This is a genomic window from Gordonia sp. NPDC003950 (assembly GCF_053605205.1).
Window position 1 is genome coordinate 1 of record NZ_JBSGIT010000006.1, and the last position, 15144, is coordinate 15144.

A 15144-nucleotide genomic window follows, 5' to 3' on the forward strand; every position below is an offset into this window, starting at 1 on the left:
TCCGTCGAAACGACACGGCTCGTCGTTTCGACGGAGCTCAACGCGGCGGCTAGCGCTCCTCACCGGCTCGACCCACGGGCAAGGGACTCGACCGACGGGCAAAGGGACTCGACCGACGGGCAAAGGGGCTCGACCGGCTGGCAAAGGGGCTCGACCGGGGAGATGGGGGCTCGGATCGAGCAGCTGGATAAGGGAACTACCAGCGCCCATAAAGCCCACAGATAGACAACAGACCAACCAACCCGCACCCGGCCCCGGCTGGGACCGCATCCGTTCTTTGACAAATCCACAGTGAAATGTAGACGCCGACAAGAGGTGTCGTGCGCTCGACGGCCCCACGTCGCAGGGGTGCGCAGCGTGAGATGCCTCGGCGGGTTCAGCCTGCCGTGAGGGCAAGTGAGTGAATACTATTGCGCCGGTGCGATCACCGGTGGATTCGTCGGTGCAACTGGCTCGGTCTCACTCGGTGCGATCTCGGGTTGTGTCTCCGCCGGGGGCGGGGCGATCGCCCCGGCCAGGCCGCGGATCTGCGTTAACGCCGGATAGCCCAGGTTCCCCGGGCAGGAGGTGTTGTTGTAGTCCCGGTGTCCCGCGATCATCGGCATGTGTGTCTGGGTTCCGGCGGGAAACTTGCTGTCGGAGAAGTACTCCGACGTGAGGTCGGCAGTCCCCGCAGGATTCAGTCCCGCCAGGTTCAGGCGCCACTTCAGGAACCGGCCGGCCGAGGCGATCATCGGTCCGCTCGGCGCGATCTCGTCGAGATTGCCGATCATCGACAGTCCCACGGTGTCACGGTTGAATCCGCCGGTATGCGTGCCTTCGACGTTGCGGTCCAGACCGCCGAATGCGCCCTCGAAGGTCTGGCCGTACTTGTCGACGAGAACGTTGTAGCCGATGTCGCACCAATTGAGAGTGCGTGCGTGATACGCGTAGATACCCCGGACGATCTCCGCCGACTGCTGCGGTGTGTAGTCATTGCTCCCGGCCGTGTGATGCACGATCGCGCCACGCAACGTCGGAGACAACGACGGCTGAGAGCAGCGGATGGACTCATCGGCACCCCACGCCGCCCGGGAGATCACCTGAGGACCACCGGACAGCGTCGTCAGCATCGACGATCCGAGGGAGAGCAGGCTGTCCGGATTGAGTAGGGTCGCGGTCAACTCAGGGAAGACCGTGCCGGCGAGGTTCTTCACGATCTCGGCGCCACTGCCGACGACGAGATCGAGGAGGCCGCTGCCGGTGTCGCCGGCGGCAAGCGTCGCGGGAATGGCGAGACCGTCGGCGGCCAAGGCGACCTGGATCTCCTTCGCGCCGCCCACCCACACGGGTTCGGTGCCGCCCGGTTGTCGCGCCGACGGCTCACCCGATGTGTGAATCGGTTCGAGCTCGATCCAGTCGCCCCAGCGTCCATTGGGCTGCTTGGCCCGAAGCAACATCGTCTGCTCGTCGGCATTCCACACCGGCCTGGTCCACGTGAATCCGACCATCTTGAACGGCGTGTCCCGCACAAGATGCTTCACGAGTGCACCTACCGGGCGACGCCCCGACGGGGCGCTGCCGGACGGTGAACCGCTCGCAGCCGAAGGCGAAGTTGTCGACGGCGAAGTTGCCGACGGCGAAGTTGTCGACGGCGAAGGGGCTGCACCGGACGGTGTGGAAGTGGCCGGAGCAGGCACATCATCGGCCACCGGCATCTGCGACAAATCGAGGCGGGGCAGGGTGATCCCCGCCCGGCCCAAGCCGGATCGCGCGAGGTCGAGTGCGGTGGCCGGGACATCGCGGAGTTTCACCGTCGCGCTCTCGACGGCGTCGGTCGGCGCGTCCTCGAGGCTGCGTTGGGTGTCCACCGCGCGAATATCCGCCGATCGCTGGGCGCCGGCGTCGACGAGGAAGCCCGCCCCGACGATCACGGCGATGGCGGCGATCATCATCGAGGGTCTGCGTCGCGGGTATCGCACGGGTGGTCCACTCCTTCACGTCGGTATGGCCCGGTGGGCTCTCGTCCGCACCGGCCGCGCTGATCCTCCACGGCCGACGTCGACGACGCGCCGACCCCACGCCGCGTACCCACAACATGTGATGTGGTTGTTATCTCCTGTGGTTGGTGATTCTCAAGAGACTTGTCTATCGTCACTTGAGTCACATAAACACCATCCGTAACAGCCGGTTGCGGTGTTCCGGCCGAAGGGGGAGGTGTGTTCGAGCGATGGCGACTCGCCTGACACGAGCGTTGACGACCCGGGTTCGCCCCGGTCTGGCGCGTCGACGCCGCACCTCATCGGCGATCGGGGCGGCGGCCGCACTGACGCTCGTCGGGGGTATCGCGTTGGTCGGGACCACCGCCGACCGCGCACCCGACATCGGTCTCACCGCGGGCTCGGAGATCACCCTGATCGGTCACGGATACGGCCACGGCCGCGGTATGGGCCAGTACGGCGCGTACGGCTACGCCAAACGCGGCTGGTCGTATCAGCAGATCCTGCAGCACTTCTACGGCAACACCACGGCCGGACGTCCGGCCAACCCTGAGATCCAGGTGGGTTTGACCAACGTCGGCGGTGTCAGCGTCCGTTCCGATGCGGGTATGCGCGTTGGCGGGCAGCCCGTCGAAGCCGGCCAGGCGGTCAGCCTCGCGGGCAACATGGCCAACATCCTCTCCGGCTGCGGCGGCTCGGTGATCCGTTCGGTGCCGCTGACCCAACCCTTCGTCGATCCGGTCAACGCCGCGCCGAACCGGCCCGCCAACGAATTCCTCAAACTGTGCGGCTCCAACGCCGCCTACCGCGGATCGCTCGGGCTCGATGGCGGCCGCGTGGTCAACAAACTCAACGTCGACGACTACGTCAAGGGCGTCATCCCGCGCGAGAGCATCCCCGGCTGGGCCGACTCCGGCGGCATGGAGGCCCTCAAGGCGCAGGCGGTCGTCGCGCGCAGCTACGCCCTGGCCGCGATCGCCGGCGGCAAGAAGATCGACGACACGCAGAACTCCCAGGTGTACGGGGCCGTCGCGGGTGAGGACCCGCGGACCAACGCAGCGGCCGATGCCACCGCGGGCCAGATCCGGCTACAGAACGGTCAACCCGCCTTCACCGAGTTCTCCTCATCCACCGGCGGGTTCAGTGCCGGCGGCAAGTTCCCGGCGGTGGTCGACGACGGTGACGCCGGATCGCCCAACCACGACTGGACCGCGACGGTGAGCCCGAGTGCGGTGGCCGCGGCCTTCGGGCTGGGCAGTCTCGACAAGTTCGAGGTGATCGAGGCCAACGGTCTCGGCGCCGAGCACGGCCGCGCACTCAAGGTGCGTGCCACCGGTGGTGGCCGCAGCGTGGAGGCGACCGGCGAGGAGGCGCGGACCAAACTCGGTCTGAAATCGTCGTGGTTCTCCGTCCAGGGTCAACAGACGCCGCCGGCGATCGTGAAACCGCCGACCGGACCCGCCGGTGGGGCCGGGTCGCTGGATCTCGGTTCCCTGGGTGGGCTCGCCGACCAGCTCCTGCCCGGTGCCGGTGATCTCCTCAGCGCGGCGACCAGCGCATTCCAGGGGCTGTCCGGCGACCTCGGTGGCATCACCGGACCACTCGGCCAGGCGCTGGGCGTGCCGACGCTGACCCCGGACGGCGCGGGCGTCACCCAGCTGTTCCAGAAGGGCATGATGTTCTTCTCGCAGCAGACCGGCGCGCACGCACTCGCCGGGCAAGGACTCGCGCGGTATCAGGCGCGCGGCGGAATCCCGGTGCTGGGCTTCCCCAAGCGCAACGTCCTGCGGTAGCGGGCGTCAGCTCCCCGGACCTGCGGCCACCACGCCGCCGGCCACATCGACGAGCTTGGTGTTCGACTCCTGGGACAACTTGGCCAGCAGGTAGAACGCCGCGTCGGCGTCGATGCGGTACCGCTCCATCAGCATGCCCTTGGCCTGCCCGATGAGATCACGCGACGACAGGGCACGACGCAACTGTTCCTTCTCTCGCACCGCGGCGAACGTCGTCGAGCAGTGCGCCGCGAATACCTCCGCGAGCGCCTGCGCCTGCGCGTCGAACGCGTCGGAGGAATGGCTGTGCAGGTTGAGTGCCGCGAAGTCGCTGCCGTCGATGTAGAGGGTGCAGCACAGCATCGAGGCGATCCCGGCCTGTGCGGCGGCCGCGGCGAACCGGGGCCAGCGCTCGTCGCGGGTCATGTCGGTGATCGACACGGTGGCGTCGTCGACCGCGGACCGCACGCACGGTCCCTCGCCGAGTTCGCGTTGGATGTCGTCACAGCGAGCAGCACCGGCGCCGACCGCGACCGGCGTCTCGATCTGTCGTCGTGTGACCACCGTGACACTGGCCTCGTCGGCGCCCGGCACGGTTCCCACCGCAGCCGCCGTGATGGCACGCAGCACGTCCTCGGCACCGTCACTGCGTATCCGCAGCTCGTTTACCAGGGTGGTGATCAGCGACGTCATGTCCGTCGTCAACTCGAGTCCTCCTCGCCGAGACAGAGAAAACCAACTCCATAAGGGTACGACGCGCAGCCGTTGCCTCGTGGGTCGGCGAATCCTCAGGTTCGGTCCGTTACGCTGAACACCCGTGGCATCCAATAGCAGCGCAGCTCCTGACTCGTACCAGGGCTACGACCTGATCGTCGTCGGATCCGGCTTTTTCGGCCTCACCGTCGCCGAACGCGCCGCCACCGAGCTGGGCAAACGTGTCCTCGTCCTCGAGCGGCGTCATCACCTCGGCGGCAACGCCTACTCCGAACCGGAACCCACCACCGGCATCGAGATCCACAAGTACGGCGCACACCTGTTCCACACGTCCAACAAGAAGGTGTGGGAGTACGTCAACAGGTTCACCGACTTCACCGGCTATCAGCATCGCGTCTTCGCGATGCACAAAGGACAGGCCTATCAGTTCCCGATGGGACTCGGCCTGGTCGCCCAGTTCTTCGGCCGCTATTACAGCCCCGACGAGGCGCGTGCGCTGATCGCCGAGCAGGCCAGCGAGATCGACGCCGCGGATGCGACGAACCTCGAGGAGAAGGCGATCAGCCTCATCGGTCGCCCTCTGTACGAGGCCTTCGTCCGTGATTACACGGCCAAACAGTGGCAGACCGACCCGACGGAACTGCCGGCCGGCAACATCACCCGCCTCCCGGTGCGCTACACCTTCGACAACCGCTACTTCAACGACACCTACGAGGGATTGCCCGTCGACGGGTACACCGCGTGGCTGGAGAACATGGCCGCCGACGAGCGGATCGACGTCCGGCTCGACACCGACTGGTTCGAGGTCCGCGACGCGGTCCGCGCCGCCAACCCCGACGCGCCCGTCGTCTACACCGGGCCGCTGGATCGGTACTTCGACTACTCGGCCGGGCGGCTGGGCTGGCGCACCCTGGATTTCGAGACCGAGGTGCTGCCGACCGGCGACTTCCAGGGCACCCCGGTGATGAACTACAACGACGCCGACGTGCCCTACACCCGGATTCACGAGTTCCGGCACTTCCATCCCGAGCGGGACACCTATCCGTCCGACAAGACCGTCATCATGCGTGAGTACAGCCGATTCGCCACCGACGACGACGAACCGTATTACCCGATCAACACTCCGGAGGACCGCGACATGCTCGCCACCTACCGGGATCTGGCCAAGGCCGAGACGGTGCAGGCCAAGGTGCTCTTCGGTGGGCGCCTGGGCACCTATCAGTACCTGGACATGCACATGGCGATCGCCAGCGCGCTCACCATGTTCGAGAACACGCTGGCACCGCACCTGGCCGACGGCGCATCGTTGACGGGCCGGTGAACCGGAGTGAAGCAGACCGGAGTGAAGCAGGCCGGAGTGGAGAAGACAAGGCAGTGACCGTGACCCAAACACAGCCCGAGACCACCATGGCCGAGGAGTCCAAGGCCGTCGAACTGTTGCAGCGGGTGATCTTCCCGCGGCCCGGTGAACCGGTCGACGTGCGGTCGCTGTACCTCGTCGAATCGTGGGGCAACAGTCGTCGCGCACACTCGCCGAGCCGCACCTCGGTGGTTCTCGGCGCCGAGTCCGAGGTCAGCTTCGAAAGCTACTTCAACGCCTTCGCCGCCGCCTACTGGCGCCGCTGGAGTGTCCTGAGCACGGTGGTGCTGCGTGTTGAGGTCATCGGCACCTGCCGGGTGGATCTGTACCGCTCCAAGGTCGACGGTTCCCGGATCGGTATCGGCGGGGATCTGATCGCCACCGACGAGAACGGCCGTGGCGTCATCGAATTCGAGTTGGACCTCGGGCCGTTCGAGGACGGCGGCTGGATCTGGTTCGACATCACCACCGACACCGAGACCGAAATCGTCTCCGCCGGTTGGTATTCGGCGATCGAATGCCCGCAACCGGCAGACACCAAGCGGGTCACCGTCGGTATCCCGACGTTCAACCGGCCCACCGATGCCGTCAATGCGCTCGCCGCCCTCACCTCGGATCCGTTGGTGGACGAGGTGATCGACGCCGTCCTGATGCCCGATCAGGGCACCCGCAAGGTCGTCGACGAACCCGGCTACGCCGAGGCCGCCGGAGCGCTCGGCGAGCGACTGCGCATCTTCGATCAGGGAAACCTCGGTGGTTCGGGCGGGTACGCGCGCATCATGTATGAGGCGCTGCGACTGACCGACAGTCCGTATGTGCTGTACATGGACGACGACATCGCCATCGAACCCGACTCGATCCTGCGGGCCCTGGCGATGTCGCGATTTGCCAAATCCCCCATGCTCGTCGGTGGGCAGATGCTGAACCTGCAGGACCGCAGCCACCTGCACTGCATGGGTGAGGTCATCAATCACCACACCTTCATGTGGACGGCGGCGCCGTTTGTCGAGTATGACCACAACTTCGCCCAGTACCCGCTGCGTGACCGCGAGAACTCCAAGAATCTGCATCGGCGCATCGATGTGGAGGGCAACGGCTGGTGGATGTGCATGATCCCGCGGCAGTGCGCCGAGGAGATCGGCCTGCCGATGCCGTTGTTCATCAAGTGGGATGACTGGGAATTCGCTTTGCGCGCAGCGAAAGCCGGCTATCCGACGGCGACGGTGCCGGGAATTGCCATCTGGCACATGGCGTGGAGCGACAAGGACGACGCCATCGACTGGCAGGCGTACTTCCACCTGCGCAACCGGCTCGTCGTCGCGTCCATCCATCACGACGGCCCGATCAAGGGCATCTTGCAGTCGATGGCCAAGGCGACAGCGAAACATCTTCTGTGCCTTGAGTATTCGACCGTCGCTATCCAGAACGAGGCGATCCGGGACTTCCTGGCCGGTCCGGATCACATCCGTTCGCTGTTGCCGACCGCGCTGCCCAAGGTGGCCGGCATGCGCAAGCAGTTCTCCGACGCGGTGGTCCTGCCGTCGGCGACCGAACTGCCCCGGACCAGTGGTGAGGCAACGCATCTGGGCACCAACATCCCAGAGGGCGCGGTGGCCAAGCTGCGGGCGCTCGCCGGTGTGGTGGTCAACAACATGCGTCCGGCCGACCCGCGGCATCACGAAGTGCCCCAGGCGAATTACCCGCCCATCGAGGCCCGCTGGTTCTCGCTGGGCCGGGTCGACGGCGTCACCGTCACCACCGCCGACGGTCGGGGCGTGGTCTACCGCAAGCGTGATCGGGACACGATGATCGCCCTGGCCCGCGAGTCGGCAGCCCTGGTCCGGGAGTTGAACGAGCGATTCGACGAGATGCGCGAGCTCTATCGCGGCAAACATCAGGAATTGACCAGTAAGGAGAGCTGGGCGGGTGTCTTCGGAATCGACTGACAGCGACGTCAGCACGGTCAGTGTGATCGGCCCGGCACCCACCGGGGAGGCGGCGGCCCTCGTCGCGATCCAAGGTGCTCTCGCGGATCGGCCCGGTGTGCTGCCCGCGGCGCGCGGGCTCTCGCACTTCGGCGAGCATTCGCTGGGGTGGCTGGCGATCAGCGGTATCGGTTGGGCGCTGGCGGTACGCCGCGACGACGAGGTGGCCCAGCGCCGCTGGATCGAGGCCGGTGTCGGTGCCTTCGGTGCCCACGCCGCGTCGGTGATCATCAAGCGCATCGTGCGGCGCCGGCGACCACATGACCCGCGCATCGTCGTCGGGGTGTCGACGCCGAGCCGATTGAGCTTCCCGTCGTCGCATGCCACGTCGACGACGGCGGCGGCCATCCTGATCGGTCGCGCCGCCGGATTACCGCCCTACCTGCTCCCGGCCGCGCTGGTGCCGCCTATGCTCACCTCGCGACTGGTACTCGGTGTGCACTATCCGAGCGACGTCGCCGCCGGTGCGGCGATCGGTGCCCTGAGTGCCGGTGCCGTCGTTGTCGGCGATCAGTTCATCGAGCGCGCCGCCGACACCGCGGCCCGCCATCCGACCACAACCCGGCTCGCCGGCGTGGCCGCCCGCCTCGGTGCGCTCGCACTGGTGCCGGGATCGACGGCCCGCCTGGTGATGTCGCAACTGGTCGGTGGGAAGTTCAGCAACAGGGAGAACGCATGAGCGAGGAGCCGATCGAGCACGGGAAGGTCCTTGGTCCGCCCAAGAACCTGACCGCGGGGCTCATCAAGGCGGTCCGTCCACGTCAGTGGGTGAAGAACGTCCTGGTTCTCGCCGCGCCGCTGGCCGCGGGCAACATCACCGACTCCACCGTCCTCTGGCGGGCCGGCATCGCCTTCATCGCCTTCTGCATGGTGGCGTCGTGCATCTACCTGGTCAACGACTCGATGGACGTCGAGTCCGACCGTAATCACCCGACGAAGCGTTTCCGCCCCATCGCGGCCGGCGTCGTCCCGGTGCCGTTGGCCTACACCCTCGCGGTCATCCTCGGCGCCGGATCGCTCGCGGTGGCCTTCGTCGCGAACTGGCAGACCGCGGTGGTCATCGCCATCTATCTGGTGATCCAGCTCGGCTACTGCTTCGGTCTGAAGAACCAGGCCGTCATCGACATCTGCATCGTGTCGTCGGGCTTCCTGCTGCGGGCCATCGCCGGTGGCGTTGCCGCCGAGATCCGCTTGTCGCAGTGGTTCCTGCTGGTCATGGCGTTCGGGTCGCTGTTCATGGCCGCCGGCAAGCGTTACGCCGAGCTGCAACTCGCCGAACGCACAGGAGCGAAGATCCGCAAGGCGCTGCAGTACTACACCACCACGTACCTGCGGTTTGTCTGGACGCTCGCGGCCACCGCGGTCGTCCTCTTCTACGGTTTGTGGGCCTTCGACAAGAACTCCGACCACGACACAAACGTCGCCTACGCCTTGTCGATGGTGCCGTTCACCATCGCGATCCTGCGGTATGCGGTCGACGTGGACGGCGGCGAGGCCGGTGAACCCGAGGAGATCGCGCTGGGTGACCGCGTACTGCAGGTCCTGGCCGTGGCCTGGATAGTATGCGTGGGTGTCGCGGTCTATGCAGTCTCCTGATCGACCCGCCGACGACCGCCGCACGGCCGACGAGGCGTCGCGGCGTTCGGCGCGCAGAGCCCAGCCCGAGCCGGACGACAACCCGACGCGGTGGCTGCGACTGAATCTCGACGACGAGGGCGCTGTCAGCGACGATGAGGGCGCTGTCAGTGAGAAATCGAGCGCCGTCAGTGAGAAATCGAGCGCTGTCAGTGACGACGAGGGCGCTGTCAGTGAGAAATCGAGCGCTGTCAGTGAGAAGTCGAGCGCTGTCGGTGACGACGAGGGCGCTGTCAGTGAGGACGAGGGCGCCAAGCCGCGTCGCCGCTGGGGTGGCCGCGAGTGGACCGCCGCGATCAGTTTCCTGATCGGTACGGTCGCCGTGACCACCTTCTTCGCCATCGGTGCCTGGCAGCGTCGCTGGATCGCCGACGACGGCCTCATCGTCCTGCGTACCCTTCGCAACCTGTTCGCCGGCAACGGTCCGGTGTTCAACGCGGGGGAGCGGGTCGAGGCCAACACCTCCACCGCCTGGACCTACCTCTTGTGGTTCTGGGCGTGGGTGACCGACGGCCAACTCGAGTACGTCGCGCTGTGGGTGGCGCTGGTGCTGTCGGTGGCGTCCATCCCGATCGCCATGTACGGCACGGCCCGACTCATGGGGACCCGCCTCGGTGGCATCACCGGCGACGGCTACACATTGCTGCTGCCGCTCGGCGCGATCATCTACATCGCTCTCCCGCCCGCCCGAGACTTCGCGACCAGCGGACTGGAGAACGGTCTCTGCATCTTCTGGGCGGCGACGCTGTGGTGCCTGCTGGTGTCGTGGAGCAGGCGGCCTAGCCGACGACGTTCCGGCGACGACGGAACCCGGTGGGGTGCCGCGGCCACGCTGTTCCTCGCGTTCTGGGCCGGTCTGGCACCGTTGATCCGCCCCGAACTCGCCATCGTCGGCGGCATCGCCCTGATGTTGGTGTTTCTCGCCCCGCTCGGATGGAGGATGCGCGTCGGTGTGGTCGTGGTGGCCGCGGTGCTGCCGGTGGGCTACCAGATCTTCCGGATGGGCTATTACGCGCTGCTGGTCCCGAATCCGGCGGTGGCCAAGGACGCCAGCGGCTCCAAGTGGCATCAGGGATTCCTCTACCTGGCCAACCTGTTCGGCCCGTACACGCTGCTTCTGCCGGTGATCCTGGCGTTCGTCGCCGGGATCGTGCTGATCGTCGGTGTGCGGCTGCGGCGATCCCGGCCGACGGCCGCCGCCCCGACGCCTGCTCGCCCGCAGTCGCGGCGCGAGCGCGTGGCCGGCTGGTCGGCGCGCCTGCAGACGCCGAGTGCGGTGGTGATCGCAGTACTGCTCGCCGGCGCCGTCGTCTTCGTGTACTGGCTGCGTCAGGGTGGCGACTTCATGCACGGCCGAGTGCTGCTGACCCCGCTGTTCATCCTGTTGCTGCCGCTGATGGTCATCCCGGTGACGATCCCGGTCCACGGCATCCTCGCCGCATTCCGGCGGACCCCGGGCGCGAAGCAGCAGCCAGACACCGACGACATCGCAGCCGATACCGACGCGGTCGACGACATCGCAGCCGATGCCGACGCCCCAGCGGATGACATCAACTCCGAGGCCTCCGATCAGCCCGGCACCGACCCCGACCGCAACCGACGCACGCGACTTCAGCTGGTCGGTTCGGCCCTGATGCTGGGCATGTGGGTCGCGACGGTGATCTGGGCGGTCGCCGCGCACGAGACCGTGCTGCCCAATGCCGGTATCGACATCGGTCGTAGCGGCATCGTCGACGAACGCCGTTTCTACGTCACCAACATGGGCAACGAGAATCCGGTGACCGCCGAGGACTATCTGCACTACCCGCGGATGCAGGCGATGGTCGAAAACATCGAGAAGTACCGCACCGAGGGCGGGGTACTGCTGGCGTCGTTCAACTACGACGAGTGGTACATCGCCAAGCTGCCGGAGCGGACCCCGGCCGACAAGCGGCAACTCACGGTGTACTTCCTCAATCTCGGTATGACGAGCATGAACGCGCCGCTCGACGTGCGCGTCGTCGATCAGATGGGCCTGGCGTACCCGCTGGCCGCTCACACCGAGCGGCTCGAGGACGGCCGCATCGGGCACGACAAGGTGTTGCCGTCGGAGTGGGTGGTCGCCGAGGCCGGTGCCAACCCACGCAAGCCGGTGCTGCCGGGATACCTCGACGAGGACGTGGTGCGTCAGGCTCAGGTGGCTCTCACCTGCCCCGCCACCCAGGACCGGTTCGCCTCGTTCGAGGAGCCGTGGTCGTGGTCGCGGTTCAAGCGCAATCTGGTGCAGTCTTTCGGGTTCACCGACTACCGGATCAATCGCAATCCCGAATACGAGATCCAGCGCTGTGGCCTGCAGATGCCGGAACGTCTCAACCCGCGGTGATGCGCGGTCTCGCACGGGTCGCGCACAGAACTTGCGAGAAATGATCTCGAATCGGTAACGTGCCGCGCGGCGCGATCGATAGAACGACCGTGAACAAGACGTCCGGTGACGTCTGTCAGCACCAACCTGAGAGCGATGTGAGAGAGATCACAGAGTTTGTCAGGGTTCGGCAACTCACATAGGCTGCCGAAAGTCGTGTGCGAGCGATCGCACGAGCATGTGGTGTTGGGGGTCAACCGGAGGTCGTCGTTGTAATCCGGCGTGGGCGGACCGATCTGACGGGTCCGTGACACCGGTGACAGAGGGAGATTTCAGTCGATGGGTGCAGGTGAGATGAGACCGAAGGCGACCGGTGGGTTCCGGCTCCGCAGTCGGCTGGTGGCGGTCGTGGTCGCCGCGCTGACGGTGGCCGGACTTGTGGGAGTGGTTGCCGGTTCCGGTCAGGCGGATGCCCGGATCAACGGCACCGGCCTCCAGAACAACTTCAGTATCGACGCCTGCGGAATGCCCACCAATGGGGCGTTCGGCAACAAGTCGATGGCACCGGGCCGGGTCAACGTCCGCACCTGGTTCAAGCCGGGCAATCAGCGCACCGTCATCATGCTCGACGGTATGCGCGCCCAGTACGACTACTCCGGCTGGGAGATCAACACCAACATCCAGGAACTGGTCAAGCGAGGCATCAACGTCGTCGAGCCGATCGGCGGCCCGGCCAGCTTCTACACCAACTGGAATGCGCCCAGTAACTTCAACGGGCAGCAGCGTCGGTACATGTGGGAATGCGTCATCCAGAATCGTCTGGTGCCGGCGCTCAAGCAGCGTGGCTACAAGGGCAAGAACGGCAAGTACGCCATCATGGGTATCTCCTCGGGTGGTAACGCCGCGCTGTCGCTGGCCGCGCACCGCCCCGACCTCTACTACGCCGCCGGCTCGCTGTCTGGCTACAACTTTTTGAGCGCCCCGGGCATGCACACGATGATCCGGCTCGCGATGCTCGACGTCGCACCGGCGCCGTGGAACGTCGACGCGATGTGGGGCCCGCCGTGGGATCCGCGCTGGTACGACAACGACCCGTCGATGCTCATCAACCGGATGCACGGGATGAAGATCTTCGTCGGCTCGGGTAACGGCCTGTTCGGTCGGTACAACGCACTGCCGAACGTGTTCGACGACCTCTTCAAGGGTTCGACGCTCGAGGTGCTCGCCTTCACCCAGGCCAAGGCCTTCGAGGGGCTGGCACTGATCAACGGTCTGCCGGTGATGAGTCACTACGCCAACGGCACCCATGCCTGGGGCTACTGGCAGGACATGGTGTGGAACGCCTACGCACAGGGCTTCTTCCGCTGATCCGCTAGACGCGGCAACTGCTCTACCGACCCCGGTCGGAACCACTGGTTCCGGCCGGGGTCTTCGCATCGGCCGGTCACCGGGTCGGGACGCTACATCTGTCCGCCTAGATCACAGAAGTCACAAAAATCTCATCTGCCACAGCGTGGCGTCCCCGCCCGACGCGCATGACCGTGTAAGAAACACCTGAGGCTAAATGACACCAGTGAGATTTTTGTGACTCATGTGGTGTTCGGGAGGACAATCCCCCGTGGCGACGGGTCGTCGGGGTGCGAAGGAGCTCAAGGGAATGCGAACAGCGAGTGCGGGGCGGCCACGGTGGCGCAACCCCGTCCGAATGATCATCACGATGGTGGTGATCGCCGTGGTGGCAGCGGCGTGGACGTTGATCGGGCAGCAAACCGCACACGGCGCACCGGCACCCGCGCCGGCCGCGCCACCGGCGACCTCCCCGGCACCGTCACCCGCCTCCCCGGCACCGGCGGAATCTCCGGCCCCGGCGGCCAGTCCCGCGCCGGCCGCAGCGCCCGCGGCGACGGCACCCGCCCGCGTCACCAAGACGTACTGGTACACCGACCGCCGGGTCGCCCTGTGGGTGTTCTCGCCGGCGATGAACACCGAGATCCAGGTGCAGATCCTGCTCGCCCGCGACTGGTGGGCCAATCCTCGGGCCAAGTTCGCCCAACTGACGATGCTCGACGGCCTGCGTGCCCAGGATGACCAGAGCGGCTGGATCATCAACACCGACATCGTGAACTTCTACCAGGACAAGAACGTCAACGTCATCCTGCCGATCGGTGGCGAATCCAGCTTCTACACCGACTGGCAGCAGCCGGACAAGGGCAAGACCTACAAGTGGGAGACCTTCCTCATCCATGAGCTCCCGCCGATCCTGGAGGGCGACTGGCGGTCGACCGACGTCCGCGGGATCGAGGGGCTGTCGATGGGTGGCTCCGCGGCGATGATGCTCGCGGCCCGCAATCCCGGTTTCTACAAGTTCGCCGGTTCGTTCTCCGGCATCCTTCAGATGACGTCCTACGGCATGCCGCAGGCGATTCAGTTCGCCCTGCGCGACGGTGGCGGCTACGACGCGATGAAGATGTTCGGGCCGCCCAGCGATCCGGCCTGGAAGGAACACGATCCCTACCTGCTGGCCGACAAGCTCCAGGGCACCAGCCTCTATATCTCCTCCGGGAACGGAATGATCGGCCCGCACGACTCACCGTCGGACATCCCGATGCTGGCCACCAACTACTCCGGCGTCGGCCTGGAACTACTCTCCCGGGTCACCTCGCAGCAGTTCGCGATCAAGCTGAACCAGTTGGGGATTCCCGGTCAGGCCGTCTACCGGGCATCGGGCACCCACACCTGGCCGTACTGGGAGTTCGAGATGCATCAGGCATGGCCGCAGGCCGCCGCCGCACTCGGCCTGTCCGGCGACAAGGTCAGCTGCCGTCCCAGCGCCGCGTTCAAGAAGGTCGCCGACCGCGCCCGGATCGGTGCCTGCCTCACGCCGGAGTACGCCGTGCCAGGCGGTCGGGCACAGGACTTCGCCGGCGGACGCATCATCACCGGACCCAAGGGCCCGAAGGTGGTGGGTGGGGCCATCGGCGGCGCCTACGCGGGTGCCGGCGGACCGGGCGGCAAGCTCGGCCTGCCCACCGGGGACGAACAGAACTGGCGCGACGGCGGCAAGTTCCAGACGTTTGAGCACGGTCGGATCAACTGGACACCGCGCGGAGGTGCCGTACTCGCCCGGTGACCGAACCCGACATGAACACGCAGGAGCCGCTCCACACCACGTGGGGCGGCTCCCGCGTGTGATCCCGGGGACATCGGAGTGTGCCGGGCCTGAGAGCTCTCTGTGGAATCCATGGGTTTTCCGCAGATCACGTGTTCCCGCGGCCGGATTCGTCGGAGGTGTTGGGTAGCCTTGCGCTGGCGGTCCGCACACCGACCGGTGAGCGTTGGCCCGATGTTGTTTGTGCCG

The 15144-nt window shown here is 66.4% G+C and carries 10 protein-coding genes; 8 read left to right on the top strand and 2 right to left on the bottom strand.

Annotated elements, in window-relative coordinates:
• Positions 1–407: 407 nt before the first annotated feature.
• Positions 408–1934, bottom strand: a complete 1527-nt coding sequence (locus ACWETB_RS06600) for a peptidoglycan recognition protein family protein (protein WP_452210314.1) — start codon at positions 1932–1934, stop codon at positions 408–410.
• A 275-nt stretch (positions 1935–2209) separates the two neighbouring features.
• Between ACWETB_RS06600 and ACWETB_RS06605 the strand changes: the two genes are divergently transcribed.
• Positions 2210–3772: a SpoIID/LytB domain-containing protein gene (locus tag ACWETB_RS06605; protein WP_348810168.1), complete on the top strand. Its 1563-nt coding sequence runs from the start codon at positions 2210–2212 to the stop codon at positions 3770–3772.
• Between the two features lie 6 nt (positions 3773–3778).
• On the opposite strand, the gene ACWETB_RS06610 is transcribed toward ACWETB_RS06605, so the two are convergent.
• Complete coding sequence (locus tag ACWETB_RS06610) at positions 3779–4456, bottom strand: GAF and ANTAR domain-containing protein (protein WP_348810169.1); 678 nt, start codon at positions 4454–4456, stop codon at positions 3779–3781.
• 112 nt (positions 4457–4568) lie between these two features.
• On the opposite strand from ACWETB_RS06610, the gene glf reads away from it, so the two are divergent.
• The 7 genes from glf to ACWETB_RS06645 all read left to right on the top strand — a co-directional run bounded on the left by glf (position 4569) and on the right by ACWETB_RS06645 (position 14916).
• Positions 4569–5786, top strand: coding sequence for a UDP-galactopyranose mutase (gene glf, locus ACWETB_RS06615; protein ID WP_348810171.1), 1218 nt, complete (start codon positions 4569–4571; stop codon positions 5784–5786).
• Between the two features lie 86 nt (positions 5787–5872).
• Positions 5873–7771, top strand: a complete 1899-nt coding sequence (locus tag ACWETB_RS06620; RefSeq protein ID WP_348810179.1) for a glycosyltransferase — start codon at positions 5873–5875, stop codon at positions 7769–7771.
• Positions 7752–8489, top strand: coding sequence for a phosphatase PAP2 family protein (locus tag ACWETB_RS06625; RefSeq protein ID WP_425476276.1), 738 nt, complete (start codon positions 7752–7754; stop codon positions 8487–8489). The genes ACWETB_RS06620 and ACWETB_RS06625 overlap by 20 nt, the downstream gene beginning before the upstream one ends.
• Positions 8486–9406 (top strand): decaprenyl-phosphate phosphoribosyltransferase, encoded by a 921-nt coding sequence (locus tag ACWETB_RS06630; RefSeq protein WP_348810172.1) that lies wholly within the window; start codon positions 8486–8488, stop codon positions 9404–9406. Before ACWETB_RS06625 ends, ACWETB_RS06630 begins: the two co-directional genes overlap by 4 nt.
• Positions 9393–11807 carry a flagellar motor control protein ZomB gene (gene zomB, locus ACWETB_RS06635; protein ID WP_452210087.1) on the top strand — a complete coding sequence of 805 codons (2415 nt, stop codon included), beginning with the start codon at positions 9393–9395 and terminating at the stop codon, positions 11805–11807. The genes ACWETB_RS06630 and zomB overlap by 14 nt, the downstream gene beginning before the upstream one ends.
• A 318-nt stretch (positions 11808–12125) precedes the next feature.
• Positions 12126–13154, top strand: coding sequence for an alpha/beta hydrolase (locus tag ACWETB_RS06640; RefSeq protein WP_452210089.1), 1029 nt, complete (start codon positions 12126–12128; stop codon positions 13152–13154).
• 289 nt (positions 13155–13443) lie between these two features.
• Positions 13444–14916 (top strand): alpha/beta hydrolase-fold protein, encoded by a 1473-nt coding sequence (locus tag ACWETB_RS06645; protein ID WP_449742581.1) that lies wholly within the window; start codon positions 13444–13446, stop codon positions 14914–14916.
• Positions 14917–15144: the final 228 nt, after the last annotated feature.